Source organism: Peptoclostridium litorale DSM 5388 (assembly GCF_900141635.1).
Taxonomy (GTDB): Bacteria; Bacillota; Clostridia; order Peptostreptococcales; family Peptostreptococcaceae; genus Peptoclostridium; species Peptoclostridium litorale.
Map to the genome: position 1 here is coordinate 202,369 of NZ_FSRH01000004.1, position 26,309 is coordinate 228,677.

General features: G+C 39.7%; 27 protein-coding genes and 1 riboswitch. Of the genes, 16 read left to right on the top strand and 11 right to left on the bottom strand.

From position 1 onward, the window contains the following. Positions 1-16 precede the first annotated feature (16 nt). On the top strand, positions 17-1,099 hold the full coding sequence (locus tag BUQ87_RS05445) for a VOC family protein (RefSeq protein WP_038263489.1): 1,083 nt from the start codon (positions 17-19) through the stop codon (positions 1,097-1,099). Between the two features lie 24 nt (positions 1,100-1,123). On the opposite strand, the gene BUQ87_RS05450 is transcribed toward BUQ87_RS05445, so the two are convergent. Both BUQ87_RS05450 and corA read right to left on the bottom strand, forming a co-directional pair. After that, the gene (locus tag BUQ87_RS05450) at positions 1,124-2,083 is read right to left on the bottom strand and encodes a mechanosensitive ion channel family protein (protein ID WP_200774443.1); all 960 of its coding nucleotides are present in this window, start codon (positions 2,081-2,083) and stop codon (positions 1,124-1,126) included. 80 nt (positions 2,084-2,163) lie between these two features. After that, positions 2,164-3,234 carry a magnesium/cobalt transporter CorA gene (gene corA / locus BUQ87_RS05455; protein ID WP_038263494.1) on the bottom strand — a complete coding sequence of 357 codons (1,071 nt, stop codon included), beginning with the start codon at positions 3,232-3,234 and terminating at the stop codon, positions 2,164-2,166. Between the two features lie 239 nt (positions 3,235-3,473). On the opposite strand from corA, the gene BUQ87_RS05460 reads away from it, so the two are divergent. Then, positions 3,474-4,055: a hypothetical protein gene (locus BUQ87_RS05460; RefSeq protein ID WP_038263497.1), complete on the top strand. Its 582-nt coding sequence runs from the start codon at positions 3,474-3,476 to the stop codon at positions 4,053-4,055. 40 nt (positions 4,056-4,095) lie between these two features. Here the strand turns inward: BUQ87_RS05460 and BUQ87_RS05465 are convergent, their stop codons facing one another. Continuing rightward, complete coding sequence (locus tag BUQ87_RS05465) at positions 4,096-6,072, bottom strand: fructose-1,6-bisphosphatase (protein ID WP_038263500.1); 1,977 nt, start codon at positions 6,070-6,072, stop codon at positions 4,096-4,098. 171 nt (positions 6,073-6,243) lie between these two features. Here BUQ87_RS05465 and BUQ87_RS05470 point away from each other — a divergent pair, with 171 nt between their 5' ends. After that, on the top strand, positions 6,244-6,897 hold the full coding sequence (locus tag BUQ87_RS05470; protein WP_038263503.1) for a DUF47 domain-containing protein: 654 nt from the start codon (positions 6,244-6,246) through the stop codon (positions 6,895-6,897). Positions 6,898-6,903: 6 nt separating this feature from the next. Then, entirely contained in the window at positions 6,904-7,854 is a 951-nt protein-coding gene (locus BUQ87_RS05475) for an inorganic phosphate transporter (RefSeq protein ID WP_038263507.1), read from the top strand. Between the two features lie 41 nt (positions 7,855-7,895). On the opposite strand, the gene BUQ87_RS05480 is transcribed toward BUQ87_RS05475, so the two are convergent. Genes BUQ87_RS05480 through BUQ87_RS05495 form a run of 4 tightly spaced genes read right to left on the bottom strand, consistent with a single transcriptional unit; the run spans position 7,896 to position 10,443 of the window. Continuing rightward, positions 7,896-8,534, bottom strand: a complete 639-nt coding sequence (locus BUQ87_RS05480; RefSeq protein WP_038263509.1) for an iron-sulfur cluster assembly scaffold protein — start codon at positions 8,532-8,534, stop codon at positions 7,896-7,898. A gap of 2 nt (positions 8,535-8,536) precedes the next feature. After that, entirely contained in the window at positions 8,537-9,703 is a 1,167-nt protein-coding gene (locus BUQ87_RS05485; RefSeq protein WP_038263511.1) for a cysteine desulfurase family protein, read from the bottom strand. A gap of 40 nt (positions 9,704-9,743) precedes the next feature. Further along, complete coding sequence (locus tag BUQ87_RS05490) at positions 9,744-10,163, bottom strand: DsrE/DsrF/DrsH-like family protein (protein ID WP_038263514.1); 420 nt, start codon at positions 10,161-10,163, stop codon at positions 9,744-9,746. Positions 10,164-10,221: 58 nt separating this feature from the next. After that, entirely contained in the window at positions 10,222-10,443 is a 222-nt protein-coding gene (locus BUQ87_RS05495) for a sulfurtransferase TusA family protein (protein ID WP_038263519.1), read from the bottom strand. Between the two features lie 199 nt (positions 10,444-10,642). Then, positions 10,643-10,744, top strand: a riboswitch (purine riboswitch). A gap of 139 nt (positions 10,745-10,883) precedes the next feature. Between BUQ87_RS05495 and BUQ87_RS05500 the strand changes: the two genes are divergently transcribed. From BUQ87_RS05500 to BUQ87_RS05525, 6 genes are all read left to right on the top strand, one after another. Next, complete coding sequence (locus BUQ87_RS05500; RefSeq protein WP_038263521.1) at positions 10,884-11,459, top strand: xanthine phosphoribosyltransferase; 576 nt, start codon at positions 10,884-10,886, stop codon at positions 11,457-11,459. Positions 11,460-11,586: 127 nt separating this feature from the next. Further along, positions 11,587-12,696: a BMP family ABC transporter substrate-binding protein gene (locus BUQ87_RS05505; protein ID WP_038263525.1), complete on the top strand. Its 1,110-nt coding sequence runs from the start codon at positions 11,587-11,589 to the stop codon at positions 12,694-12,696. Between the two features lie 12 nt (positions 12,697-12,708). Continuing rightward, positions 12,709-14,241 carry an ABC transporter ATP-binding protein gene (locus BUQ87_RS05510; RefSeq protein WP_038263528.1) on the top strand — a complete coding sequence of 511 codons (1,533 nt, stop codon included), beginning with the start codon at positions 12,709-12,711 and terminating at the stop codon, positions 14,239-14,241. Continuing rightward, on the top strand, positions 14,226-15,317 hold the full coding sequence (locus BUQ87_RS05515; protein ID WP_038263531.1) for an ABC transporter permease: 1,092 nt from the start codon (positions 14,226-14,228) through the stop codon (positions 15,315-15,317). Before BUQ87_RS05510 ends, BUQ87_RS05515 begins: the two co-directional genes overlap by 16 nt. A 38-nt stretch (positions 15,318-15,355) precedes the next feature. Then, the gene (locus BUQ87_RS05520; RefSeq protein WP_038263534.1) at positions 15,356-16,288 is read left to right on the top strand and encodes an ABC transporter permease; all 933 of its coding nucleotides are present in this window, start codon (positions 15,356-15,358) and stop codon (positions 16,286-16,288) included. A 104-nt stretch (positions 16,289-16,392) separates the two neighbouring features. After that, entirely contained in the window at positions 16,393-17,121 is a 729-nt protein-coding gene (locus BUQ87_RS05525; protein ID WP_077216496.1) for a hypothetical protein, read from the top strand. A 9-nt stretch (positions 17,122-17,130) separates the two neighbouring features. Here the strand turns inward: BUQ87_RS05525 and BUQ87_RS05530 are convergent, their stop codons facing one another. Further along, positions 17,131-17,592 carry a threonine/serine exporter family protein gene (locus BUQ87_RS05530; protein ID WP_038263536.1) on the bottom strand — a complete coding sequence of 154 codons (462 nt, stop codon included), beginning with the start codon at positions 17,590-17,592 and terminating at the stop codon, positions 17,131-17,133. After that, positions 17,592-18,365 carry a threonine/serine exporter family protein gene (locus tag BUQ87_RS05535; RefSeq protein ID WP_038263538.1) on the bottom strand — a complete coding sequence of 258 codons (774 nt, stop codon included), beginning with the start codon at positions 18,363-18,365 and terminating at the stop codon, positions 17,592-17,594. Before BUQ87_RS05535 ends, BUQ87_RS05530 begins: the two co-directional genes overlap by 1 nt. Before the next feature lie 578 nt (positions 18,366-18,943). Between BUQ87_RS05535 and BUQ87_RS05540 the strand changes: the two genes are divergently transcribed. The 4 genes from BUQ87_RS05540 (at position 18,944) to BUQ87_RS05555 (ending at position 23,484) form a co-directional block, all read left to right on the top strand. Continuing rightward, complete coding sequence (locus BUQ87_RS05540; protein ID WP_038263542.1) at positions 18,944-20,179, top strand: serine hydroxymethyltransferase; 1,236 nt, start codon at positions 18,944-18,946, stop codon at positions 20,177-20,179. A gap of 309 nt (positions 20,180-20,488) precedes the next feature. After that, the gene (locus tag BUQ87_RS05545) at positions 20,489-21,844 is read left to right on the top strand and encodes a citrate/2-methylcitrate synthase (protein WP_330391256.1); all 1,356 of its coding nucleotides are present in this window, start codon (positions 20,489-20,491) and stop codon (positions 21,842-21,844) included. Between the two features lie 231 nt (positions 21,845-22,075). Then, positions 22,076-22,480: a hypothetical protein gene (locus BUQ87_RS05550; protein WP_038263548.1), complete on the top strand. Its 405-nt coding sequence runs from the start codon at positions 22,076-22,078 to the stop codon at positions 22,478-22,480. A gap of 119 nt (positions 22,481-22,599) precedes the next feature. Continuing rightward, positions 22,600-23,484 carry a nitroreductase family protein gene (locus BUQ87_RS05555; RefSeq protein WP_038263551.1) on the top strand — a complete coding sequence of 295 codons (885 nt, stop codon included), beginning with the start codon at positions 22,600-22,602 and terminating at the stop codon, positions 23,482-23,484. A 48-nt stretch (positions 23,485-23,532) separates the two neighbouring features. On the opposite strand, the gene BUQ87_RS05560 is transcribed toward BUQ87_RS05555, so the two are convergent. Next, positions 23,533-23,769 (bottom strand): hypothetical protein, encoded by a 237-nt coding sequence (locus tag BUQ87_RS05560; RefSeq protein ID WP_038263555.1) that lies wholly within the window; start codon positions 23,767-23,769, stop codon positions 23,533-23,535. Between the two features lie 342 nt (positions 23,770-24,111). After that, on the bottom strand, positions 24,112-24,651 hold the full coding sequence (locus BUQ87_RS05565) for a Holliday junction resolvase RecU (protein ID WP_038263558.1): 540 nt from the start codon (positions 24,649-24,651) through the stop codon (positions 24,112-24,114). A gap of 199 nt (positions 24,652-24,850) precedes the next feature. On the opposite strand from BUQ87_RS05565, the gene BUQ87_RS05570 reads away from it, so the two are divergent. Both BUQ87_RS05570 and BUQ87_RS05575 read left to right on the top strand, forming a co-directional pair. Continuing rightward, positions 24,851-25,270, top strand: coding sequence for a universal stress protein (locus BUQ87_RS05570; protein ID WP_038263562.1), 420 nt, complete (start codon positions 24,851-24,853; stop codon positions 25,268-25,270). 75 nt (positions 25,271-25,345) lie between these two features. Next, positions 25,346-26,260 carry a cysteine hydrolase family protein gene (locus BUQ87_RS05575; protein WP_052636014.1) on the top strand — a complete coding sequence of 305 codons (915 nt, stop codon included), beginning with the start codon at positions 25,346-25,348 and terminating at the stop codon, positions 26,258-26,260. The last annotated feature ends 49 nt before the right edge of the window (positions 26,261-26,309 follow it).

Here is a 26,309-nt window from a genome sequence, read left to right on the forward strand (position 1 = left end):
AAACGGGAGGGGTAGCATGAGTGAATTTAAAAATGACGACAAGAAGCTGCTGGAAAAGGTGGAAAAGGTAAAGGCGGACAGGAAAAAATCGGGGATTGACTCCCTTGTAGGGAAGCTCCAGTTTGCAGTGATAAACGTTGAAATGCAGTACCTAAATGGAGCGGCACAGGAGATGACAGAATATACGGGCTATGCACCCGCTTATGCGTTTGAAGATGCGGCGTCTGCAAATATAGTGATGGAAGAAAAGAGTTCGGCGGATATAATAATAAGAGCCAGAAAAGAAGGAGACAATCCATTCAGGGAGTATAATGACTATCCAAAGTCAAAGAGCCTCATAAACACGAGGCTTGAGACTTTTGCATTTTTGACTGACGACATAGAAAAGTACTTCAATATTCAAAAGAGCAGGGCGATATCATTTTTGACGGATGAAATCCAGGACATGGGAGAGTATTTATATGTGCAGACAGAGCCTTCGAAATATACCGGAATTTCAACGGGAATAATACAGTGGAAGGGTGAAAAGGGGAACTATAGGACTGTGAATTCAAATGACATTGGAATTGGATTCATGGTGGATAAGCCGGACTATGCAAATAAAATAGGCTTTTTCGACCATGCAGCAATAAGGGTCAGGGCATGCGACAGGGATAATGCGATAATTGAGTTTATGAATATTACAAATTACGACTTCGAATTCTCTATATATGTAAAATCACTCAACTCTATAACAAATGTGGCAAGGCTTTCAGCTGAAGAATTCGCACTTGTGTTCACATCTGGGATAGGACCATATGAAAGTGATGAAAAATCCGGACCGACTGAAAAGTTCATACACAACTACGGGCCGAGGGTTCACCACATGGCATTTATAACGCAGGACATAGAGGAAATTTTTGAATACCTAAAATACGATGGATTGGAATTTTTATCAGAACTGGTTGGATCAGAACAAGAAGGACTCAGACAGGCGTTTTCGCAGGAGTCTAAGTGTACCTTTATTGTGAATGAGTACATACAAAGGTATGGGAAGTTCGACGGATTTTTTACAAAGGGAAATGTGGAGGAGCTTACAAGGGCTACAGAAAAGCAGTAAAGAATAAGGCCGGATTTGCCGGCCTTATTCTTTTATATTAACTTTAAATCCCATGTCTTTTTCAGTTGCGTTCTTTCCCTCGAGAAGTTCGCTGTATATCCTCTGTGTGGGATATGCAAAATCAATGTCCTTGTGCTTTGCAAACTCCTCGAGGATGTGCTCCCATATCTTTTCGGCGCTTCCCCTTCTGTACCTGGGTTTGCAAAGATACCTTATTGTGAGTGTTATATAGCTTGACTTGACATCGGTGTATACAATCGGTGTAAGCTTGCTGTAAAATATCATGAACCTCCTTGCGGCCGCCTCTACCTTTTTTTGGGCTTCGGGGCTCATGTGTTCTGCATGTTCGTTGGCTATGTCATGAAGTATAATTTTGGCTTTTTTCCAGTTGCTCTCGTATGTTATGCTTACAGGAATTTCATTCCACACAAAATGGAATCCCTTATCATAGTTTGCCAGGGGAATTGAAAATATGCTGCTGTTGGGTATGTGTATTATCCTTCCTGTGCTTTGGTCTGCATCGACCCAGTTGCCTATCTCAAGGATTGTGAACTGGAATATCCTAATGTCTATTACATCTCCTGAATTGTCGCCTATCTGGATTCGATCCCCCGCTTCAAATGGCCTTTTAAGTATTATAAAAACCCATGCGGCTATATTTATTATAAGGTCTTTAAGCGCAATTGCTATACCGGCAGCTGAAATTCCGAAAAAGGTAATCAGCGAACCGGATTCTTCAAACCAAAGAGCACCTATTAGCACAAATGCCAATATGAATATTATATAGAGCAGAATTTTTTTATACCTGTACCGGATCTTCACATCTTGTATCCTTATACTGAGCATGTTTGTTATAGTCTTATTTAAAAAGTAGAGCAAAGTCACAGTTAGAATTGAAAATAGAATTTGTATGTGCAGGTTTTTTATGCTTAAAAATTTAATGAGAAAATCCTTGGAATAGTCCATTAGAAAATTTCCTTTCAAAATGTCAGACGTATTTTGGTTTGCTGGTGTTTTCAGGGTGATTTGCGTGTCTTGTGGTTTTCATGCAGATATGGCAAGGTTTAAAGCCATTTTTTATTTTTGAAGAATGCCAGCATTCCAAATACTATGGCAAGCATCAGTGAATATAAAAACCAGGGATAAAACCATGTTGATTCAAGTTCGGGCATGTGCCTGAAGTTCATGCCGTATACGCCGGCTATGAATGTCAGCGGTATGAATATTGTAGAGATTATCGTAAGCACTTTCATTATCTCGTTCATTCTGTTGCCGGATATTGATATGAAAAGCTCTGTCATCCCAGAAAGCACGTCCCTTAAAGATTCGATTGTATCAAGTATCTGTATGATGTGCTCATATACATCTCTAAAATACATTGACGTTGAACTGTGTATCAAACTGGAATCGCTCCTTTGGAGGGATGAAAGGATTTCGCGCAGGGGCCAAAGAGATTTCTTGAGAAAAATCATTTCCCTTTTGAGATTGTGTATTTCATTCAGTATTGAGCTGTCCGCGCTTTCAAAGAGCATATTCTCTATGCTTTCCACCTTGTCTCCGATGTGCTCGATTAGAGCGAAATAGTTGTCTACGATAGTATCTATTATGGCGTATACAAGATAGTCGGATTTCATATTTCTGAGCCGGCTGCTAGGATGTTGAAGCCTGCTAATAAGCCCGTTGAAAATATCGCTCTTTTTTTCTTGGAAAGTTGCCACAAAGCCATCTCCAAGTATTATGCTCACCTGCTCTCTTTCTATTATAGAGTCTTTTTCATTGTAGTTCAAAACTTTTATTATTATGGATATGTATTCGTCTGAATCATCTATTTTAGCCCTGTGGGAAGTGTTTAATATGTCTTCGAGTATAAGCGGATGCATTCCGAGGTTTTTTCCGATATCACCTATGGTATTGACATCAGAAAGGCCGGTTACATTTATCCATGTGATATACCCGTCTGTTATATGATCAGAGCATTCCTTTGGAGAAGATATGGAAAGCTCTTCTATCGAGTCTGCAGAGTATTTGAGCAGCGAGACAGAAGTGGTTTCGGATATGTGATTTCCTATGTGAACAAGAGAGCCGGGAGGCAACCCTATTTTTTTAGATACATTTTTTACACTTGAAAGCTTCATTATATATTCGCCCCTCGATAAGTAATAAATGATTTTTTATAGAATACCCCAAAATGCATATGAAAAACAACCCCTAGTATGCATCAAAACATAAAAATGCATATGCACGGTTTAAAGTGTGGCGATATTACTTGAAGCGTGGGTATAAAAACAGTATCACAGTAAAACTGGAATGCTTTTAACACGCCGGTTTTGAATTTTTGAATACTCTTTTCAAGTTGAAAAAAGGGATGGGGAATATGAAGAAAAAAATAGACTATTTAAAACAGATATACAGATTTGACAAAACGAGAAACACTTTTATAATCGAAGTGTCACTTGACGACTATAATGAGGTTTTCAACGGATGGGACCCTTCTCCATTCAAAAAAAGGGACATAGAGCCTGATTTGAAGTTTTTTCTGGAGGAATGCTCGTATGACATACCTCTTAAATACGAACTAGAGATATGGTTTTACATGCCCGAGCATATGAAGGACATTAAAAAGGAAAGGCTTACAGAGGCGGGTATTAAAAATAATTTTGATTTTTTAACGCATATTATAGGCAGAGAGCTTAGAAGCAGCAAGAAAAAAACAATAGTTTATGCCACAATGGCATTTGCATTCTTGTTTTTAGCGTACTCGGTCCAGAGAAACAGCATATCTGGAAAGCTTCTCTATTCGATTATGCTGGAAGGGGTTTTCATAGGAGGCTGGGTATTTCTGTGGGAGGCTTTTTCTATTATGTTCATAGTAGACCAGGATGTCAAAAAAAAGCTGAAGGAATACAAGCGGTTCATAAGGACAAATATAGAATTCAAATATGTAAAAAAGGATTAGATTGTGCATTTGAAATCTAATCCTTTTTTGATTATAAGTTTTATTTCTTCTCTTTTATGAACCCCTTTTTATATGCAAGCAGAAGCATCTTAAGGTGTTTTATCTGGCTGTTGAGCTCTATTCCTATGTCTGTGTCAGATACGCATTTTCTGCTTGTTCTTTCAAGAACGGAAATTGTAGATTTTATATCCTGCTCGTTTTTTATTGCATTTTCAGTTGACTCGAAAGGTTCGTGGGTTGCAAGCCTTAGGCAGTATGAATCATATATCAGCGTGTATCCGGCAAGTCCGGTGGTCGACTGATAAGCCTTTGAAAAACCTCCGTCTATAACCAGGAGTTTTCCATCTGCCTTTATTGGGCTTTCGCCTTTTCTGGCCTTTACCGGAACATGGCCGTTTATGATATGAGAGGTTTCAGGGTCGAGGTCAAATGTGGAAAGTATATATTTGCACACCGACTCGTCGTCTCTGAGGCTGAAATAAGGGTCTTTTATTTCCTTATGGGCAGCTTTGTCGTTTATGAAGTATCTTTCGAATGTTGTCATCTGGTCTTTTCCAAACAGAGGCGAATATTCTCCACACCACAGGTAAAACATTATGTCTTCTCCGTATTCATCGCTTATGGAGCGCTTGTCGAAATAGTAGTCCCTTGCCAGCCTGTCGAATTTGTCTAAAAGTGATTTTCCGCAGTATTGTGTGCGGCCTATTGGAATATCCTTGAATGTTCCATTCTCGTTCATGGGTATGCATCCATGGTACAAAAGATTTGAGTTGAACCTCAGATACATGCTTCCTTTTGAATATAGAAACCTTGTGTGCTTTTGAAGTTTTTCGCTGTTTTTGAAATATGTCAGCAGTCTTTTGACAAGCGCCGTTTCATCGTTTGTAAGCCTGTATGGGTTTTTAGGGTCTATTGTAGGAAAATTCCTGTCGCAAAGAGCGTATTCCTGTCCGGCCAGATTTATAGTACCTCTTGCATGGTCTATCTTATCGAGCATAAGCCTTTTTTCCATTTGGTACTGAGGGCTGCTCATTATTATCTCACCTTCGAGCTTAAACTGTATTATTGCAATTGCCTTGTGCATTTTAGCTATAAGCTCAATGTCATTTTCCCTTAGCATGGAATTTCTGGATGATCTGCTTATGAACTGTGTGCAAGGATCATCTCCATAGTATTCAAGCGCGAATGTAGCAAGTGGCATTAGATTGATTCCGTAGCCTTCCTCAAGAGTTTCAAGGTTTGCATACCTTGCACATATTCTTATGACGTTTGTCATGCAGGCGGCAGATCCAGCTGCTGCGCCCATCCAGATTATGTCGTGGTTTCCCCACTGTATATCCACGCTGTGGTGATTCAAAAGCTCATCTACTATTATATGCGCCCCGGGGCCCCTGTCGTAAATGTCACCGAGTATGTGGAGCCTGTCTACAGAGAATCTGTGTATGAGATGGCATATTGCGCAGATGAATTCGTCGGCGCTGCCTATGTCTATTATTGTGTTTACAATCTGGTTATAGTAGTTTTGCTTGTCAGCCCTTGTCTCATCTTCATGCAAAAGTTCTTCTATTATGTAGTCAAAGTCGTGAGGCAGAGCTTTTCTAACCTTTGAACGTGTGTATTTTGAAGCGGTGAACCTGCATATTCTTATGAGCCTGTGAAGTGTTATTTTATACCATTCCTTCATGTTGCCATTTTCTTTTTTTATTATTTCAAGCTTTTGTTCTGGGTAGTAAATAAGAGTTGCAAGGCTCTTTTTTTCGCTTTCACTTAGCATTCCGTCGAATATGTCATCTATTTTTAGTTTTAAGACTCCCGATGCATTTCTAAGCACATGTGAAAAGGCCTCGTATTCACCGTGAATGTCTGTAAGAAAATGCTCTGTTCCCTTTGGGAGGTTTAATATGGCCATGAGGTTTATTATTTCACTCGATACCGAAGGGATTGAGGGATACTGTTTTGAGAGAAGTTTCAAATATTCTATGTTTTTTTCAACGGAGCTGATTTCAACGTCTTGCATTTTGCTTCCCCTTTCGAATACTATAATGTTTTATACTTGATGATTATTACCCATATTCTGCGTATATATAACCGGCATAAACCGGGGTTTAATATTATTTATAAAGTGGTATATTTATTATATGACAAAAAGTACTATTTTTATATGTCATTTTTAATAGGGGGAAGGACTATGTTTTTTTTCAAGAAGGAACACAAGATTCATGATCTGCTTATGAAGCATATGGATGCTGTAATAGAGTGTTATGTACAGTTTTCGGATTCTCTAGACAAGGTTCTTGACTTTGTTTCAGAGGATGAGGTTTTTGCTTTGTGCGTTAGTGTTTCAAAGGCGGAGGCAAGGGCTGACAATATAAGACATGAAATAATAAAAGCATTATTAGGTGGAGCGCTTTTGCCGGAGTCAAGAAGGGAAATACTCATTTTGATAGACGAGGTTGACAAGATAGCCAACGAGGCGGAAGAGATAATAAAGCAGCTTATGCTTCAAAGAATTTCACTGGAAGAGCCGTATAAGTCAAATATAATGAAGATTAACGAACTCACCAAAAATCAGCTGTACATACTCAGGGATACAATGGATGGAATGCTTTCGAATTTATGGAATGCATTCCAAAGCGCAGAAAAACTTATAGAAGTGGACACGATAGAAAGCGATATAGACAGGATAGAAGAAGATACGTTGCGAGTGCTTTTCAAGTCGGATATGGAGCTTGTGCAGAAGATGCAGCTGAAGGTATTCATATCGGATTTTGCAAAGATATCGGATATTGCGGAGGATGTATCTGATGTATTGGAAATGATAATGGTAATGAGAAAGGTATGATGACATATGATTTCACCATCGCTTATATCAGGCGCTATACTTGGCTGGGCGCTTGGAGCCAATAATGCGGCAAACTGCTTTGCCACGGCTGTCACGACAAGGGCGGTCAAGTATTCGGTAGCGGTTGCAGTAACGGGAGTGTTCGTAGTGCTTGGAGCCTGGCTCGAAGGGGCGAAGGGAGTACATAAACTCAGTGGATATGCATATTCAAGCGGAGTAGACAGGCCGATAGAGGCTTTCTTAGTGATGTTTGCGGCGGCATTTACGATTACACTTATGACAATACTCAAATATCCAGTCTCCACATCGCAGGCCATAATAGGTTCCATAATAGGTTCAGCCGCACTTGAGGGAAAGGCGGACTTTTCTAAAACATCACAGTTTTTCGGGGCATGGTTTGCAACGCCTCTAGGAGCGCTTGTAATAGGGTATGTGCTATACATGTTTATGGAAAAATATCTTGAGAAGAAAATAATGGGCTTTAATTTTTACGACAGGTTCATAAGAACGGCGTACATAGTTGCAGGAGCCTTTTCAGCCTATTCGCTGGGGGCGAACAACGTGGCAAATGTGACATCGGTTTATGCGGGTGAACTCAATCTTATAACATCACTTCAGGCGCAGATAATAGGAGGGCTTACTATAGCTCTTGGAGTCATAACATTTGCAAAGCCGGTAATGATGACAGTGGGAGAGGGAATAACGCCGCTTTCACCCCTGTCAGGATTTGTATCTGTACTTACCGCAGGCATAGTCGTGTACATATATGCTCAGATAGGAATACCGGTATCCACATCGCAGGCAATAGTCGGCGCAGTTGTAGGTATAGGTCTTGTAAAGGGTACAAAAACAGTCAACTACAAGACAATAAGGAACATACTGTTTGCGTGGTTTGGAACGCCTACAATAGGAGCGCTGGTAAGCGTGATAGTCTTTAGCATATACAGATTTTTTTAAAAGGCAACAGCCCTATCAAGGGCTGTTGCCTTCATTTTTCACTATTCTTTTGAAAACAGCACTTCCACGGATTCAATGTCCCAAAGTGTCTCGAGTTTTTCTGTTATGTCCTCTCTTATGCTTGATGCGAACTGGTGGGAAGATGGGATTGAAAGGTTTATTGTAATATTGCCTCCATTTACCACTATTCCGGTGACAAGCCCCGTCTTTACTATGTCAAGCCCTCTTTCAGGGTTCATTACCTTTTTAAGCCTTGTCTCGACGGTTGATATTGTAGTAGGTTCCTTTTCCGTTATGAGCCCGTGCTTTTCCTCATAATTTGTTATGGCTGAGTGAAGAGCCTCTACTGCAAGCACTGAGCAGTGAACCTTTACATTTGGAAGGCCTCCAAGGGCGTTTTCGGCGTCCCTCCATGTGAGTTTTTTGGCCTCTTCTATGGTCTTTCCCTTTGCAAGCTCTGTTATGACAGATGCCGTGGCTATGTTGGAGGCGCATCCATACGATTCGAATTTTATGTCCTCTATCACGTGGGTAGACTCGTCAACACGCATTGTAAGAGAAACCATGTCACCGCATGCTGAGCTGCCTTCTGTGGCCTGGCCGTCAGGATTTTCTATTCGTCCCACATTTTTAGGGTTTTTAAAATGCTCTAGAACTTTTTCGCTGTACGGGAACTTCATACCTATCTCTCCTTTCCAAGAGGGCTTATCTTTCTGAGGTTCTGGACTATTTTAGAAATGGTATCGACGAGGTTATCTATCTGCTCCACTGTATTGTACCTGCTCAGGCTGAAGCGTATCGAGCCGTGGGCGTCTTCGTGTGACCCTCCTATCGCCATCATGACATGGCTAGCCTCAAGGGATTTGCTAAAGCATGCAGATCCGGTGCTCACCGCAAAGCCGTACATGTCAAGGTGAAGAGTTATGGACTCGCCTTCCACATAGTGGAAAGTTATGTTAGCGTTTTGAGGGAGTCTTTTTGAAATATCTCCGTTAAGGCTTGTGTCGGGTATTTCCGAAAGAACCCTGTCTATAAGGTAATCCCTCATTTTCTGAAGGGTTTTGCTCTCGTCAGAAGGAATTATCTGAACCGCCTTTGCGAATCCCACGATTGAAGGTATGTCCTCTACGCCAGCTCTCATGTTGAATTCCTGGAATCCTCCGTCGATAAGCTTTTTGAATGGCGTATCCTTTCTTATGAAAAGCCCTCCAATCCCTTTTGGACCGTGCACAGTATGGGCTGAAAAAGTCATAAAGTCCACATTTAGGTTTGAAAGATCTATGGGAACCCTCATAAATGTATGAGTCGCATCTGTGTGAAAAAGAACTTTCCTTTCACGGCACAGATTGCCTATGGCATCTATGTCCTGAATGGTTCCTATCTCCTGGTTTGCATGTTGTATTGACACGAGTATTGTATCTTCTCTTATGGAAGACTCGAGCTGAGCCATATCGACAAATCCCCTGTCGTCAACGTCTATATATGTGACTTCAAAGCCTTCTCTTTCAAGTCGCTTTATTGTGTTTAAAACCGGAAAATCCTCTATTTTAGAGGTTATTATGTGTTTTCCCTTTGATGAAAGGGCGGCTGTAGCTCCCTTTATTGCTGCATTGCTTGATTCGCAGCTTCCCGATGTGAATATTATCTCATCCGGCTTTGCCGCTAAGCTTTTAGCTATTATATCCCTTGACCTGTCAACGGCCTCTTTTGCCTCTATTCCCATCGAATATGCAAATTCAGATGTTGCAACTGAGTATATATCGAAAAAATATGGATTCATTTCTTCGAGAACCCTTTCGTCAAGCCGCGTCGAAGCTGAATTGTCAAAATAGATTTGAGTCTGGAACATAGCGTCCTCCTTTAGTAAAGTTATATGGGTATGGACCATATCATATAAACAGGGTAATTTCCGATTCCCTTGCCTCTTGTATATAAGTGCCTACGGCTCCATATTCGTCTATTAGATCTTCTCTTATGTCGGACTTTGAAATTCCCATTATCTCCATTGTCATATCGCAGGCTATTATTTTGCCGCCCAGTTCTTTGAAGTCGCTTATCATACGCTCTAAGTCCACAACATTCGCCTTTTTCATTCGGTTTTTTATCATTAGCCTTCCAATCCCGCCAAGATTCATCTTTGAAAGAGGTCCTTTTTCAAGGCCGCCCTTTTTGAGCCTCAAAAGCCCCCAAAAGGTGAAAAATATCGAGGCTTCCATGCCCATAGAGAGAGCCCCGTTAGCCACTATGAGAGCGCTATATATCTTGTCCATGTCTCCGCTGTGGAGTATTATAGTAGTCTTTTGAGACATTGTGCCACCTCCCTGCACATGTTATTTCAAATTGAAAAGAGTGATTTTGCATCCGAATTCACCTTTGTATTCTGATTGTCCAGACATCGCCTTCTTCAGATATGTCTATAAGTGAAAGGCCGAGAGCATCTACCGCCATCGGGATTTCAGCCTTTGAAGTGGGATGGGTGCCAACCACCTGGACGATATCTCCGGGCTGGGCCTTTTTAAGGGCCTTTCTGGTTTCGACGAGGGGAACGGGGCATGTCTGCCCTCTTACATCTATTTTTATAACTGCCATTTGTAGCCTCCTCAGTTGAATTTTGTGTCAAATAAAATTGAATGTTATATTTTATAATCCGTATACATAATATATATCCAAATGTCCGGATAATATTTATATTTTGGAAAAAGCGAACACATCGAAAAAAATTATATTTGGAGTTGATTTTTTATAAGCAATGGTTTAAAATTAGAAGTAAGTTGAATGTTATTTGAAAAACGAGATACTAACGTTCGCCTGTATAATTATGGTGATAAGGTCCATAAGTCTCTACCAGACTGCCGTAAATAGTCTGCCTACAGGTTTTAACCCAGGGTTTATCAAACTTAGCATATACTGTTTAATATTCGATTGAACACTCTAACAGCGAATATTCTATATTTTGTTGAATTTGATTATATCTGGATTGAAACCTTGTCTATTTGGACAGGGTTATTTTTTTTGATGGGAGGCAGGATATGAACTTTGTAGAAAAAAAGATATTGGAAGAGGGACGTGTAGAAGGAGAAGACATATTAAAAGTCGACAGTTTCTTGAACCACCAGATAGACGTTGAATTCTTGAATGAAATAGGAAAAAGATTCAAGGAACTATTCAAAGACCAAAAGGTCGACAAGATACTTACGGTTGAAGCTTCTGGAATAGCAATAGCATGCATATGCGCCCAGTATTTCAACGTACCTGTTGTATTTGCAAAAAAGATGGATTCTAAAAATCTCGACAAGGAAACGTATGAAAGCGAAGTTTATTCGTTTACAAAGGCAAAGCACTACACTATAAAAATTTCAAAGAGATACCTGGGCAGAGGCGAGAATGTCTTGTTTATAGACGATTTCCTTGCAAACGGAAGGGCGGCTCTTGGAATAAAGAACATAGTGGATCAGGCCGGTGCAAACCTTGTTGGAATTGGAATAGTGATAGAAAAGGGATTCCAGGAAGGAAGAGCTATTCTTGATGATTTGGGAATAAATCTTCACTCTCTTGCAATAATAGAAAAGATGGAAAAAGGAAAAATAAGTTTTAAAAGCCTATAGATTTTAAATGGATGCATATTATGATGTATGCACCACATATAGAGATGTTGGAATATTAGCGCTAGACTGAATATTTGAAATGCGTTTTGCATACATAACTACGAATATAAAACTCAGGAGGGTAAAAATGAAAAAGAAAATTTTTGCAGTAATGATGTCTTTAGTACTAGTTTTTTCACTTGCTTTAACCGGATGTGGTTCTAAGGAAGAATCTTCAGATCAGCCGGCTGAAACTTCTGCTGACTCAATGAAGGTTGGATTCATATACGTAGGGCCTATAGGCGACGGCGGATGGAGTTATGCCCACAATGAAGCAAGACTTTACCTTGAAAATGAACTTGGAGTTTCTACAATATATAAGGAATCTGTTCCGGAAGGACCAGAAGTTGAAAAGATAATGAGAGATATGATAGACCAGGGAGCAAAGGTTATATTTGCTACAAGCTTTGGATACATGGACTACGTTGAAAAGATTTCAAAGGAATATCCGGATGTTAAGTTCCTTCACTGCTCGGGATACAAGGACGGCGAGAACATGTCCAACTATTTCGGAAGAATGTATGAGCCTAGATACCTTTCGGGAGTAGTTGCGGGAATGAAGACTCAGACAAACAAGATAGGATATGTTGCAGCTTTCGAAATACCAGAGGTAATAAGAGGTATAAATGCATTCACTCTTGGAGTCAAGTCTGTAAACCCTGAAGCAAGTGTTGCAGTGAGATGGACTCACACATGGTATGACCCTGTAAGCGAAAAGGCAGCTGCGGAATCTCTTCTAGACGAAGGCTCGGATGTAATAGCCCAGCACCAGGATACTGCAGGACCTCAGCAGGCAGCTCAGGAAAAAGGAGCATTCTCTATAGGATACAACACTGACATGAAGGAAATGGCTCCACAGGCTTACCTTACAGCACCTGTTTGGAACTGGGGACCATACTATGTTAAGCAGGTTAAGGCAGCCATGGACGGAACTTGGAAGAGCGAGAACTACTGGGGTGGAATGGAAGACGAAGTTGTCCAGCTTGCCCCTATGACAGAGCTTGTTCCAAGTGAGGCTGTACAAAAGGTGACGGAGCTTGAGGGCAAGATAAAGGACGGAAGTCTTAAGGTGTTTGCAGGTCCTATAAAGGACAACGAAGGAAATGTAGTTGTTAAAGAAGGCGAAGTTCTTACAGACGAGCAGCTGCTTTCTATGGATTGGCTTGTTGAAGGTGTAGAAGGAAGTATAAAAAAATAATCGGGTGATTTTATGAATTCTCTTATAAGAGTTGAAAATATTTCTAAAAGATTTGGAAGCGTAATAGCAAATCAGAATGTAAGTCTTGAAATCAAGTCCGGGGAAGTTCTCTCGATACTTGGAGAAAATGGAGCTGGAAAGAGTACACTTATGAATATGCTGTCAGGGATATATTCCCCTGACAGCGGAATTATTTATGTGGAAAATGAAAAGGTGCAGTTCAAGTCGCCAAAGGATGCCATAGATATGGGCATAGGGATGATACACCAGCACTTCAAGCTTGTGGAGGTAATGAGTGCCAAGGAAAACATAATAGCAGGGCAAAGCGGAAAACTTTTTGTAAATGGGAAAAAGCTCTCGAGTGAAATAAGCGAAATATCTAAAAGATTCAATCTTGAGATAGACCCTGACAAAAAGGTTTATGAGATGTCTGTTGCTGAAAAGCAAAGGCTTGAAATACTAAAAGTGCTCTACAGAGGAGCTAGAATACTGATACTTGACGAGCCTACTGCGGTGCTTACGCCGCAGGAGACTACAAAACTGTTTGACATAATAAGAAATATGAAAAAGCAGGGCTGCGCAGTTATAATAATAACTCACAAACTCAACGAGGTAATGGAGATAAGCGACAGGATAACTGTGCTTAGAAAAGGTGAAGTTGTAGGCAGTGTTGACAAGGAACATACAAACCCAAAGGCCCTTACAGACCTCATGGTTGGAAGGTCTGTCGAACTTTCGATAGAAAGGGTCAGTGTGGACATAAAGAGAAAGATACTCAGCGTTGAAGATGTAAATGCTAAGGACTCGCAGGGAGCCGATATACTAAAGGGCGTCAACTTCGAGCTTTTTGGAGGCGAAATATTGGGAGTCGCAGGAGTCGCAGGAAGCGGACAGAAGGAGCTTTGCGAAGCCATAGCAGGTATTTACAAGATATCAGGCGGAGATATAATATACGAGGATGAAAATATAGTAGGGAAAAGTCCAAAGGAGATCATAAGAAAGGGAATAAGCCTTAGCTTTGTTCCAGAAGACAGGCTGGGAATGGGCCTTGTGGGCTCGATGGACATGGTGGACAATATACTGCTCAAGGAATACCATAGGCAAAAGGGTTTTTTCGTAAAGAGAAAAAGCGTAGGGGAAAAGGCGAGACAGATGATAGAAAGGCTTTCAATAAGCACTCCGGGTATAAGCCATCCTGTGAGGCTACTTTCGGGCGGAAACATTCAAAAGGTGCTTCTTGGAAGAGAGATAGACTGCAATCCGCACCTTATGATAACTGCATACCCTGCAAGGGGGCTTGACATAGGAGCTGCATACAATGTATACGACCTTTTGAATGAGCAAAAGAAAAAAGGCGTAGGCATAATGTTTGTAGGAGAGGACCTTGATGTGCTACTTGAGCTGTGCGACCGTATAATGGTTATGTGCGGCGGCAAGATAACGGGAATACTTGATGCCAGAAAGACTAATAAAGAAGAGGTGGGAATGCTCATGGCTGGAGAGAGCATCCAAAAAAGAGGTGAACTAAATTGCTCAGAATTATAAAAAGGCCGGAAATCGACAAAAAGCAGGTTGTAATGATAAAGACTGCAGCCATACTTCTTGCCCTTTTCACATCGACTATTTTCATATTCTCGCTGGGACACAATCCGGTCCAGGTTTATGTATCGATGCTTGAAGGTTCTTTTGGCAGCATGTACAGGTTTAAAGAGACTATAATAAAGACAATACCGCTTACAATAACCTCGCTTGGAATAATAATTGCATTCAAGATGAAGTTTTGGAATATAGGTGCAGAGGGGCAAATATGCATGGGAGCATTCGGGGCGAGTTTTTTCGCGCTTAAATTCCCAGACATGCCTATGATTATGCTGCTTCCACTCATGATGGGAGCGGGAATAATATGCGGAGGGCTTTGGGCTTTCATACCGGCTTTTTTCAAGGCTAAATTCGGGACTAATGAAACCCTTTTTACACTAATGATGAACTATATAGCCCTGCAGTGGGTAACATACCTGCAGTATGGGCCTTGGAAGGATCCAAATGCTCTGGGATTCCCCAAAATACCTAATTTCTCGTCAAATGGAATAATACCTAAATTCATGGGAGTGCATGCCGGATGGCTGATTTGCATTCTGCTGATAGCCGCAATGCACGTATTCATGAAATATTCCAAAAAGGGATACGAGATAAGCGTAATAGGTGAAAGTGAAAATACTGCGCTTTATGCGGGTATGGACGTAAAGAAAATAGCCATAATAGCACTTTTCATAAGTGGAGGGCTATGCGGGCTTTCAGGGATGGTTCAGGCGTCTGCAGTGAACAATACGCTTTCAGTCGAGGTTTCGGGAGGAGTGGGATACACAGCTATAATAACTGCATGGCTTTCAGGCCTCAGCGCGCCGCTTGCGCTTTTAGTATCGTTCCTGTTTGCAGTTCTTGTGCAAGGCGGTTCGTATATACAAACGGCCTTTCAGATTCCTCAGGCTGCAGCCCAAATACTGCAGGGGCTTATACTGATATTCGTGCTTGGAAGTGAATTCTTTACACAGTACAGGCTTGATTTCATGTCAAGACCGCAAAAGCTGGACAAATCTGATGATATTAAGGCTGCAAGCTAGTATGCAGCTCATATAATGAATACGGAAGGAGCATTCATATGGCTTTAGTGGCTTTTCTCAGTGCAGCCATACAGGCGGGAACACCGCTTTTATTTGCGACATTAGGCGAGATAGTAACTGAAAAATCAGGAAATCTCAACCTTGGGGTTGAAGGAATGATGCTAATAGGAGCTGTTGCAGGATTTAAAGTGGGTCTTATAACTTCAAGCCCTCTGCTTGCTATAATAGGAGCGGTAATAGCAGGAGCGCTCTCAGCCCTTATATTTGCATTCCTTACGGTTACATTAAGGGCGAACCAGGTTGTTTCGGGACTGTCGCTTACAATACTTGGAACGGGAATTTCAAGCTTTATAGGGCAATCTCTAATAGGAACTGTGGTTCCTCAAAAGGTAGGGGAATTTTTCAAGGCGATAAATTTGCCGCTGCTTTCACAGATACCTTTCATGGGAGATGTTATATTCAAGCAGAATGTATTCGTATATATGGGATATGTATGTGCAATTGCCATTGGGGTATATATGTACAGGACCAGAAAAGGATTAAACCTTAGAATGGTCGGAGAAAATCCTGCGGCAGCGGATGCGAGCGGAATAAACGTCACTCTGTATAAATACGTCCACATACTTGCAGGAGGAGCTCTTTGCGCGCTTGGAGGCGCATATCTTTCGCTTGTATATGTTCCGGCATGGCAGGAGAATGTAACTGCGGGAAGAGGGTGGATTGCAGTCGCACTCGTAATATTCAGCATGTGGAATCCTTACAAGGCCATGGCAAGTGCATACTTCTTCGGAGGTCTTGACATAATAGGCTTCAGGATACAAAAATATAATCTTCCGATATCACAGTATGTGATAGACATGCTTCCTTATATAGCTACAATACTGGTACTTGTAGTGGTATCTGCGAAAAAGAGCAAGGAAAACATGGCTCCGGAAAGTCTAGGAGTCTCATATTTCAGGGAAGACAGATAGGGCCTACAAGGCCCTTTTTTAATGCACTATATATTGCAACATTTCACTTTTAGACTTATAATATGGGAAGGGTTGGAATAATAAATATTTAGGAGGGACAAGCGTTGAAAATAGACGATTGGATGAAAAAACTCATAGCAGCATTGCTTATGATATCGGCTGTATTTTACGGTATTCACTATGCAGTATTCAAAGATCCTATGTTCATACTCAGATATGTCATAGCTCAGCTGGGATTTATGCCAATATCTGTAATACTTGTGACTATGATATTAAACAAGCTCATAGGAAGAAGGGAAAAGCTGCAGAGGATCAAAAAACTCAACATGGTGATAGGAGTGTTTTTCAGCGAAGCAGGGACTGATTTTTTAAAGAATTTTCTTACGTATGACAGCAATTCAAGTGAGCTTATAGTAAGATTCGAGAAGGTCAAGAGTTGGGACGAGACTAAATACAAGAGCATAAAAAACTACATAAGCGAGAATGAATTTAAAATAGTTGTAGACATAGGCAATATAGAGAGGCTTAAGGATATGATGGTGGAAAAGAGGCAGTTTCTGCTGACGCTTCTAGAAAACCCAAACCTATTGGAACATGAATCATTTACAGAGCTATTGTGGGCGCTCTTCCACATTACAGAAGAGCTTGATGCAAGAAATGGCTTTGACGACATGAGCAGCGACGATTTCAAGCACATATCGAATGATCTTAAAAGAGCTTACTGCCAGCTTGTATTACAGTGGATACTGTATATGAAGAACCTTAAGGAGGATTATCCTTATCTCTATTCATTTGCTCTCAGGACAAATCCATACAGCAGTTTAAAGGCTTAAAAAAACCGTCTATTCAGACGGTTTTTTCAATTGCTTGTTTTTTTTGACCTTCTTTATTATCTTGGCAAAAGACGATACCATTATTATGCCCATTGCTATTGAGCCGCCTGTAAGTATTGCATCCGTGCCGACAACGGCCGCATCGTAAAACCTATTGTTTATGAGGTTTATCATTGAAAGGTACATTCCGTATCCAGGAACAAGCGGTACTATTCCAGGTATTATAAAAGCTGTAACGGGTTTTTTGTCCACCCTGGCGAAAATTTCGCCCAGAATGCTCACTACAATGGCGGCTATGAGGCTTGAAAATGGCGATGAAAAGCCGGAGTGCTTAAGAAAAAAATAAATCGTCCATCCGGTTCCGCCCGTAAGACCCGTATAAAACAGGGAACTTCGCGGAGCATTAAAAAGTATGGCGAAGCCTACGGTTGGAAGAAACGAAAATATGAACTGCTTTACAAATACAAGCATTAAAGCACACCCCCAAACGCCGAAACCCAGACCTTCAGAACCCAACCGACTCCGACTGCGATTGAAATGGCTATTAAAATGGCTTCGCATACCCGTGCCATGCCTGAGATGAGGTCGCCTGATATAAGGTCCCTTATGCCGTTTGTAAGAGCAACACCGGGAACAAGGGGCATTATGGCACCAACTATTATCATATCAAGATTTCTGCCGAATCCAAGAACATGGGATACTATGGCGAAAAAAGTGACTATCGAAGAACAAAGGGCAGTCGATAGGAATGCCGTATCACTTATTTTGGATATGTTTTCATAGACTATTATTGAAATTGTACTTATTATGAAAGCGGCTGCAAAGTCTATGGGATGTGCGCCTATTATAAGGGCGAAGAACGCCGAGGCCAGACCTACAGCCAAAAATTTCAAAACAGGGTTGTATTTAGGGGTCGCGTCAATTTCATCGAGCATAGAACGCGCGTGCCCATACCCCATTGGGAATTTCACAAAGTCCCTTGCAAAGCTGTTGACCTTTGAAATCTTATCAAGGTCTATAGTGCGGCTTTCAACACGCTTTATAAGGGATATGCCGTCTGCCTTGTTGTCAGAGACAAAGAGCCCTGTAGGAGTTACAAATGAGTTTACGCCCCACAGTTTTCTGGATTGACATATTATGTTTATAGTGTCTTCAACCCTGTATGTCTCAGCTCCATTTTTTAACATTATCTCTCCGGCATATATTGCAATTTTAAAAACTTCACTTTTGGATATCCTGTCCATAAAAAATACCTCTTTTAATATTTATATTAATCACATAAAAAAAGATTATATTAAAAAGTAATAGATGTAAACAATTTTAGTAAAAATAAATCAGTAATTTACTGCATAAACTGATTTTTCATATATATTCATATTCTCAATAAAAACATACATCAAATATGGGCAACATAAGTGGGTTAAATTTATTACTGTGCATAAAATCTATTTTTTTATAAAACAATGGATTTTTTGAATGTAAAACCATCATAATAAATAGAACATATATAAAATTAAAATTATATCGAAGTTTCTTATAGATTTAACAGGGTATATGATTTATAATACTACTTATTATTCAATGTTGAATAGCTTGTAATTTAGTATTTTGAACAAAAATACGGGAATACATATTAGTTTTCGAGAATAGAAATGATATAAAATTGTGTAGAATATAACGAATAGTATGTAATAATGTTTGCAATAGACAAAACAATAACATTAAAAACATAAAAAAAGTATGGCATTAATGCTGGAGATGTATTATAATATATCTTAATTTAAGTGTGGACAACAAAAAAACATTAAAGGGGGAAACATCGATGGATTTTAGAAATTTACAAAACGTAGACCCGGAAGTTTATGGAGCGCTTCAAAAAGAGATAGATAGGCAAAACACAAATATAGAGCTTATCGCTTCTGAAAACTTCGTATCTGAGGCAGTTATGGAAGCAATGGGAAGCCAGTTTACAAACAAATATGCTGAAGGATACCCAGGAAAGAGATATTACGGTGGATGCGAAAATGTTGACGTGGTTGAAAGTCTTGCTATAGAAAGACTAAAAAAAATATTTGGGGCAGAGCATGCAAATGTTCAGCCGCACTCTGGAAGTAGCGCCAACATGGGTGTATACCTTGCTGCACTTGAACACGGCGACAAGGTTATGGGACTAGACCTTTCGCAGGGGGGACACCTTACTCACGGTTCTCCTGTAAATATATCGGGAATATATTTTAACTTCGTGCCTTATGGGGTTAGAAAAGAAGATGACCTTATAGATTATGATGAGGTTCTTGAAATAGCAAAGAGAGAAAGGCCAAAGCTTATAATAGCCGGAGCTACAGCTTATCCTAGGGCTATAGATTTCAAAAGATTCAGGGAGATAGCAGATGAAGTCGGAGCGCTTCTTATGGTTGATATGGCACACATAGCAGGTCTTGTTGCGGCCGGACTTCACCAGAATCCATGCGAATATGCGGACTTTGTTACATCTACTACTCATAAGACTTTAAGAGGGCCAAGAGGTGGAATAATACTTTGCAAGGAAAAATATGCAAAGATGATAAACAAGGCCATATTCCCAGGACTTCAGGGAGGTCCTCTTGAGCACGTTATAGCTGCAAAGGCAGTGTGTTTTAAAGAAGCTTTGGAAGAAGGCTTTAATGACTACCAAAAGCAGGTTGTCGCGAATGCAAAGAGACTTGGCGAGGAACTTGTTAAAAGAGGATTCAAACTGGTTTCAGGAGGAACTGACAACCATCTTATATTGATAGATCTTAGAAACAAGAACATGACTGGAAAAGAGGCGGAGAAGAGACTTGATGAGGCATATATAACTGTAAACAAAAATACAGTACCGTTTGACCCTGAGAGTCCTTTCGTGACAAGTGGAATAAGAATAGGAACCCCTGCTATGACTACAAGGGGAATGAAGGAAGACCAGATGGTTGTAATTGCAGAGGCTATGAAGCTTGTTATAGACGATAATGAAATCGAAAAGGCTTCAGAAATGGTAAAAGAGCTTACAGCGCAGTTCCCTCTATATAAAAGACTATAATCGTTACGGGTATAGCAAATCGGAATTATTTTCCGATTTGCTTTTTTTATTGATTAACAATTAATGAAGGAATTTTTTTATGAACCTGCAAAAATAATATGAGGGCATATAATTTATTTTGGGTATATTATTTAGGGGATACATAATATTGTTTTCGAAAAAAACCATTATATACATTGGAATTTAAACAAAAAATATACCACAGTTGGCTTTGTATATGGTAATATATACTTAAACAAAATATCCTTACATGCAAGTATACAATTTAAATTATAAGGACAAATGAATTATAAAACGGGGGTGGATGTATTGGCTGGAAAAAAAGATGAGGCTATAATAGAAAAATTAGCCGAGGACGTTAAAAAGAATAATCTCATAGACCCTGAGTATTACAAGCTGTACAATGTGAAAAGTGGGCTTAGGAATGAAAATGGAACGGGAGTGCTTGTAGGGCTGACACAGGTAGGAGCAGTGCACGGATACCTTGTGGACATAGGAGAGAAGGTTCCTGACGAAGGGATGCTCATATACAGGGGTATAGACCTTAAGGATATAGTGTCTGGATTCCAAAAGGAAAAAAGGCATGGATATGAGGAAGTTTCATATCTTCTTTTATTTGGAAAACTTCCTACAAATAGTGAGCTCGACGAGTACAAGCAGCTTCTAGGAAGAAGCAGGACTTTGCCAAGGAGTTTCACTGAAAACATGATACTTAAAAACCCATGCAAGGACATAATGAACAAGCTTCAAAGAAGCATACTTGTTTCATATTCTTATGATGAAAATCCAGATGACATAAGTGTCAAAAACATGCTAAGACAGAGTATTGAACTAATAGCAAGATTTCCTACGATAATAGCATATGGATACCAGGCCAAGAGCCACTATTTTGACAACAAGAGTCTCTTCATACATTCTCCAAGACCTGACCTTGGAACGGCTGAAAATATATTGCACATGATAAGACCGGACAACAAGTACACCGAAAAGGAAGCAGAGCTTCTCGATCTTTCACTTGTAATACATGCAGAGCACGGCGGAGGTAACAACTCTGCATTTGCTACTCATGTGGTATCTTCTACAGGAACTGATACCTACTCGGCAATATCGACAGCAGTTGGGGCCTTAAAGGGACCAAAACACGGAGGGGCTAACCTTAAGGTACTTAAGATGATAGATAATATAAAAGAGAACATAAACAGCTGGGGAGACAGGGGAGAAATCAAAGATTATCTAATGAAGATACTTAAAAAAGAGGCTTTCGATAAAACAGGCCTTGTATACGGAATGGGCCATGCAGTGTATACCCTTTCAGATCCTAGGGCAATTCACCTTAAGAAAAAAGCTAATGAGCTGGCACAGGAAAAGGGAAGAATGGAAGAGTTTGAACTTTATAAGAGCGTTGAAGAACTGACAGTTGAGCTATTCAAGGAAATAAAGGGACCAGATGCGGTTATATCTGCAAATGTAGATTTTTATTCGGGCTTTGTATATGACATGCTGAATATACCTCATGAACTTTACACTCCGCTGTTTGCAGCTGCAAGAATATCCGGCTGGTGCGCCCACAGGATAGAGCAGGTTGTAAGCGACAAAAAGATAATGAGGCCGGCATATAAGAACGTAATTGGAAAAAGGGAGTACATTGAAATAGCAAAGAGATAGACTCGATGTGTACGGAAATACAAGGTGCAGCATAGTCCGTGATAAAAATTCATGTATTATGCTGCTATTTGTTTTTTACATGGATACTCAAAACCCTATCGATTTTTACTGCATATTAGAAAAATTTCCAAATAGGTCTTTAATAAATATGTAAATTTGATATAATGTTTAAGTGGGGAATTTTAATGCTTGCAGCTTTGTACAAAACAAAACATTAAGGTGGGATTATTTTTGGAAAAAGAAAAAAGAAATGCGATATTGAGAATAGCGGCAGTTGTAGCTGTATTTGCTGTAATGGTATTCTTGGCTTTCTATTCAAAGCACATAGCCCTGAAAATAGTATTTGGAGCTTTGGCTGTAGTTATAGGAGCATTCATAGTAAGAATAATAATATCACTAAAGAGAAAGAAATTTTATATACAGGGTCAGTGTATAGCTGTCCAGGCGCCAAAGGGAAAGTTCAAGAAGTATTCCGTTTTTGTGAAAATGGGAAAGGCCACAAAGAAGCTGTACTCTGCAGGCGAAGTGAAGATGAAAAAGGGAAAGTTCTATGGAATATACTATGAAGAAAAGTCGAATGACATAGTAAAATATGAAGAAATAAAGCCAAGTATGAATATTACAAGAAAAAAATAGCGATTAAATGGGCGTCCGGAGGGGGCGTCTTTTTTTATGCGGTAAAGTATAAAAGAGGATTAAAAAGTTTTTTTTGTGGTATATGTAAAATAAAAAATCTAAGGAGAGGGATGAGGTAAATGAATGTGAGGGAATTTTTGGAAAAGAGGTATTCTGTAAGGGAGTACGATAAGAAAGGCATAGATCCAGAGCAGATAAAAGAGATAATGGACTATGCAAAAAAAGTGGAAACTGAACTGGGGGAAAGCGGCATAAAGTTTGTAATTTTTGAAGATGGAAACAGTATATATGAGAAACTGAATGGTTATGCGGGATATGCAGGAGTAATGATAAAGAGCCCTCATTATATTGGGGTGCTTACAGATGGAGAAGATTACAAGACGCAGATAATGTCATCATATGCCATGGAAGCCGTTGTGAAGAAGGTATTTGAAATGGGGCTTGGAACATGCTGGATAGACTTTTCGAAGGCATCGGAAAGGCTTCGGGAGGAGATTTCAAAATACGACCTTAAGAATATAAACTATGCGGTTGCCATAGGTCATCCTAAAAAAGAATCCAAGCTGAAATTTGGATACGTAGCGTCTACAACAGTTTCTGGTGTGAGCAATGACCCGTACAGGGAAATTACCGACTTGAAACCCCATACAAGCGGAGGAAGGCTTTCAGTTGAAGAAATGGTATTCAATGATCAAATGGGAACCAAGGTTAGCGTTGAAGAACTTGAGCAAAGAGGAATTTCGGATATGCTATTCCATATTAAAAGTGCTCCTTCTGCAAAAAACCTTCAGCCTTGGAGGTTTATACTTACAGACGGCAAAATAGTAATGGCAGTGAAGGATCCTGATACTAAAGAGAGCATGACAGATGCTGGGATAATGATGTATCTTTTCGAGGGAATGGCTCACGACATGGGAATAAGGGGTAAGTGGGAAATACTGCCTAAAGAGGAATTTGAGTACCAAGGTGAAAAGTTTGCATTTGTCGGACAGTTTAATCTTTAATCAATAAAAATAAAAAGGTGTCTCTAAGAGGCACCTTTTGCTATGCTTTTATCTCTTTAACAGGAGATTCATAGAATCTTCAATATATTTTTCCTCATCAAATCTTATGCTGTCGCTTAGTTCGTTGAAAGTTTTCTCTCCGATTTGATATTTTTGGATTTTGACATCATAAATGACATCGCACCTTTTTCTAAACATTTCAATATAAGAGTCTTTTTCGGGATGCTTGCTGAAGAGTTCTTCAAGTTCGGTTTCAAGCTTTCTTACTATCTTCTCTTTTTTCATAAAATCCCTCCTGAGCCATTTGAAATAGTGAAAATCATTATTTTTAATGAGAGCGTAGCCATCAGGATTTTTTCAAGGAATAATAAACATATTTGTCAATCAGAAAGTCCACAAAGTTTGAAAAATCATTAAATATTCTTGAAAAATCCATAGCGAGCCCTCCTTTAAACTGATATTTATTAATATAAGCAAATTATATTTATAATTTTAATATACTTTGATGATACCCGCATATGTATGTGAAAAACACAAAACTTAGAAAAAAATAATATTGGATTAATTTATAAAGACGCAAAAATTCCATATTCAATATGATGAAGGCCAGAAAAAAGGGCTGTAATTCTAAAAATAACAGCCCTTGGTGGTAGTTCTTATATACATGGAAAGAGGAACTATGTAGTCGGGAAGGCCGTTTTGCGAGGGGATTATATATTGCTGATCGAGCGCTGACATTGGTATTGACTTTCTTCCGCCGGATTTTGCATCTCTCCAAAATTCGGCTACGATTTCGAATGGTATGAAATGATATATCCCATGAGTTTTGAAATTGCATATCAAAAATGAGAATCCGCCGTGCTTTTTAAATTTAGCCATGTATTCAACCTGGTGCTCGTGGATATTTTGAAGGGGAAGGTAGTCTTTGTTGGTTTCCTTGGCGTCAAAGCATATTGAAATTCCCCTGAATACGCCGCAGTAGTCGACTGTAGATTTCTTTTCAAAGAAGGCCTGAGTTATCTGGCCTGACGATATTTGAGTCACTTTTACCGGAACGGGTATTTTGCTTACAAGGGCGAGTCCCCTTTTTTCATATATCTGGTTTACATGGTCTATTATGTTTTCTGTAAAATCACCTTTATGTCCTAGGCTTTTCCATCTTGTCATTTTATCAATCCTTCAAACTTTTATTTATTACATTGACTATTTAATTATACTACACTGTTTCAACTGGAGTTTGAGGTTTTATTTTTAGCGTTTATTATACAAAAATAGTTAAAGAAAATAAAAAAGGGTATTATATAACTATATTTCGGGCTTGTTTGAATGCCCGCTGTAAATTAGAATTCAAAAGGGGGATTTTTAAATGAAAAAAATACTTTTGCCTGTAGACGGTTCGGAAAGCTGTGTTCTTGCGTATGACCATGTAAAGACATTTGCTCAAAAATTTGGTTCGGAAGTTTTAATAGTAAATGTTCAAGATGAGATTCCACATGGGTACGGCGGGGTTGACTACAAAGAAGCAGGAACTGCAAAGCTTGAAAAGAATGCCCAGGAAATTCTAGAAAAAGCCAAAGAGAATTTTGAGGGAACTGAAATAAAAGTCGGTACAAAATTTGTAATTGGGGATGCTGCTTCGGCTATAATAGATACGGCTGAAAATGAAGGCTGTGACATAATAATAATGTGTACTCACGGCATGTCGGGAAGAAAGAGATTCCTTATGGGATCGGTTGCAAATAAGGTTGTTCACCATGCAAGCGTACCCGTACTTGTGGTAAGATAATAGTAAGCTGAAAAATCTTCAGCGGCTCAGGCTGTTGGAGATTTTTTTATAAATATAAACAAGGGGGGCATTAAAGTGGGGACACTTAAAAGGGTCATAGATGATATAGTGGATTTGAGAGCCATAGGGGGAAGGTCGGATATCCATCCAGATGAAGTGCTTCAAAAGGCATCTTATGAGGATAAAATTCCTTCTTCAAAAGATGAAAAGAGAGTTCTGCTTTTAGCAATAGATGTCCAAAATGACTTCATGGAAAATGGAAGTCTTCCGGTCAAGGGTTCTCATGCCGACGTTCAAAACCTTATTAAGTTCATACATTCAAATGCCGGCGGAATAAGCAAAATAATAGCGTCAATGGATACACATACGTACTACCAGATTTTCCATCCTTCATGGTGGATTGGAAAAGACAAACAGCACCCCGAGCCGTTTACCCCGATAAGGCTGGAGGATATTGAAAACGGCACTTGGATGCCGGTAAAATATGAAAAGCACAGCAGAAAATACGTGGAGTATCTTGAAAGAAATGCAAAGAAAACACTTGTGATATGGCCTTATCACTGTCTGCTTGGAACGTTTGGAAATTCGCTTGAAGGTCAGTTTGCGAACATGGCATATTACCACTCAGCAGTAAGGGACACGGATTTTGAAATAGTGGTAAAGGGCACTAGCCCTCTCAGCGAGATGTATGGAATATTCAAGCCGGAATATGACGAGGGAGTTGAAATAAGCACAGGGCTTTTAGACAGGCTTTCAGACTTTGACATGATACTCATTGCGGGAGAAGCGAAGTCTCATTGCGTTTTGGAGTCTTTGCTTCAGATACTTGAATATTACAAGGATGACAAGCCTGTTACGGAAAACATATACATTCTTGAAGACTGTACAAGCAGCATAGAAGGCTTTGAGGACGAAACGGAAAAGGTGTTTTTAGGACTTGAAAAAGACTACGGCATAAAGAGGGTAAACAGCACAGATTTGAAGCTTTAGAAGTTGTTTTTATACCTGCATTGTGTTTATATGCTCAAAAACTGAATGT

Excerpts from the sequence above, each read along its gene's own strand:
- BUQ87_RS05495 (WP_038263519.1), bottom strand. The coding sequence starts at position 10,443 with ATGGCAGTTATAAAAATAGATGTAAGAGGGCAGACATGCCCCGTTCCC.
- BUQ87_RS05500 (WP_038263521.1), top strand. The coding sequence starts at position 10,884 with ATGAACTTTGTAGAAAAAAAGATATTGGAAGAGGGACGTGTAGAAGGA.
- BUQ87_RS05510 (WP_038263528.1), top strand. The coding sequence starts at position 12,709 with ATGAATTCTCTTATAAGAGTTGAAAATATTTCTAAAAGATTTGGAAGC.
- BUQ87_RS05490 (WP_038263514.1), bottom strand. The coding sequence starts at position 10,163 with ATGTCTCAAAAGACTACTATAATACTCCACAGCGGAGACATGGACAAG.
- BUQ87_RS05445 (WP_038263489.1), top strand. The coding sequence starts at position 17 with ATGAGTGAATTTAAAAATGACGACAAGAAGCTGCTGGAAAAGGTGGAA.
- BUQ87_RS05555 (WP_038263551.1), top strand. The coding sequence starts at position 22,600 with ATGAATGTGAGGGAATTTTTGGAAAAGAGGTATTCTGTAAGGGAGTAC.
- BUQ87_RS05460 (WP_038263497.1), top strand. The coding sequence starts at position 3,474 with ATGAAGAAAAAAATAGACTATTTAAAACAGATATACAGATTTGACAAA.
- BUQ87_RS05520 (WP_038263534.1), top strand. The coding sequence starts at position 15,356 with ATGGCTTTAGTGGCTTTTCTCAGTGCAGCCATACAGGCGGGAACACCG.
- corA (WP_038263494.1), bottom strand. The coding sequence starts at position 3,234 with ATGAAGCTTTCAAGTGTAAAAAATGTATCTAAAAAAATAGGGTTGCCT.
- BUQ87_RS05480 (WP_038263509.1), bottom strand. The coding sequence starts at position 8,534 with ATGAAGTTCCCGTACAGCGAAAAAGTTCTAGAGCATTTTAAAAACCCT.
- BUQ87_RS05565 (WP_038263558.1), bottom strand. The coding sequence starts at position 24,651 with ATGACAAGATGGAAAAGCCTAGGACATAAAGGTGATTTTACAGAAAAC.
- BUQ87_RS05530 (WP_038263536.1), bottom strand. The coding sequence starts at position 17,592 with ATGCTTGTATTTGTAAAGCAGTTCATATTTTCGTTTCTTCCAACCGTA.
- BUQ87_RS05505 (WP_038263525.1), top strand. The coding sequence starts at position 11,587 with ATGAAAAAGAAAATTTTTGCAGTAATGATGTCTTTAGTACTAGTTTTT.
- BUQ87_RS05570 (WP_038263562.1), top strand. The coding sequence starts at position 24,851 with ATGAAAAAAATACTTTTGCCTGTAGACGGTTCGGAAAGCTGTGTTCTT.
- BUQ87_RS05465 (WP_038263500.1), bottom strand. The coding sequence starts at position 6,072 with ATGCAAGACGTTGAAATCAGCTCCGTTGAAAAAAACATAGAATATTTG.
- BUQ87_RS05485 (WP_038263511.1), bottom strand. The coding sequence starts at position 9,703 with ATGTTCCAGACTCAAATCTATTTTGACAATTCAGCTTCGACGCGGCTT.
- BUQ87_RS05535 (WP_038263538.1), bottom strand. The coding sequence starts at position 18,365 with ATGGACAGGATATCCAAAAGTGAAGTTTTTAAAATTGCAATATATGCC.
- BUQ87_RS05475 (WP_038263507.1), top strand. The coding sequence starts at position 6,904 with ATGATTTCACCATCGCTTATATCAGGCGCTATACTTGGCTGGGCGCTT.
- BUQ87_RS05470 (WP_038263503.1), top strand. The coding sequence starts at position 6,244 with ATGTTTTTTTTCAAGAAGGAACACAAGATTCATGATCTGCTTATGAAG.
- BUQ87_RS05560 (WP_038263555.1), bottom strand. The coding sequence starts at position 23,769 with ATGAAAAAAGAGAAGATAGTAAGAAAGCTTGAAACCGAACTTGAAGAA.
- BUQ87_RS05540 (WP_038263542.1), top strand. The coding sequence starts at position 18,944 with ATGGATTTTAGAAATTTACAAAACGTAGACCCGGAAGTTTATGGAGCG.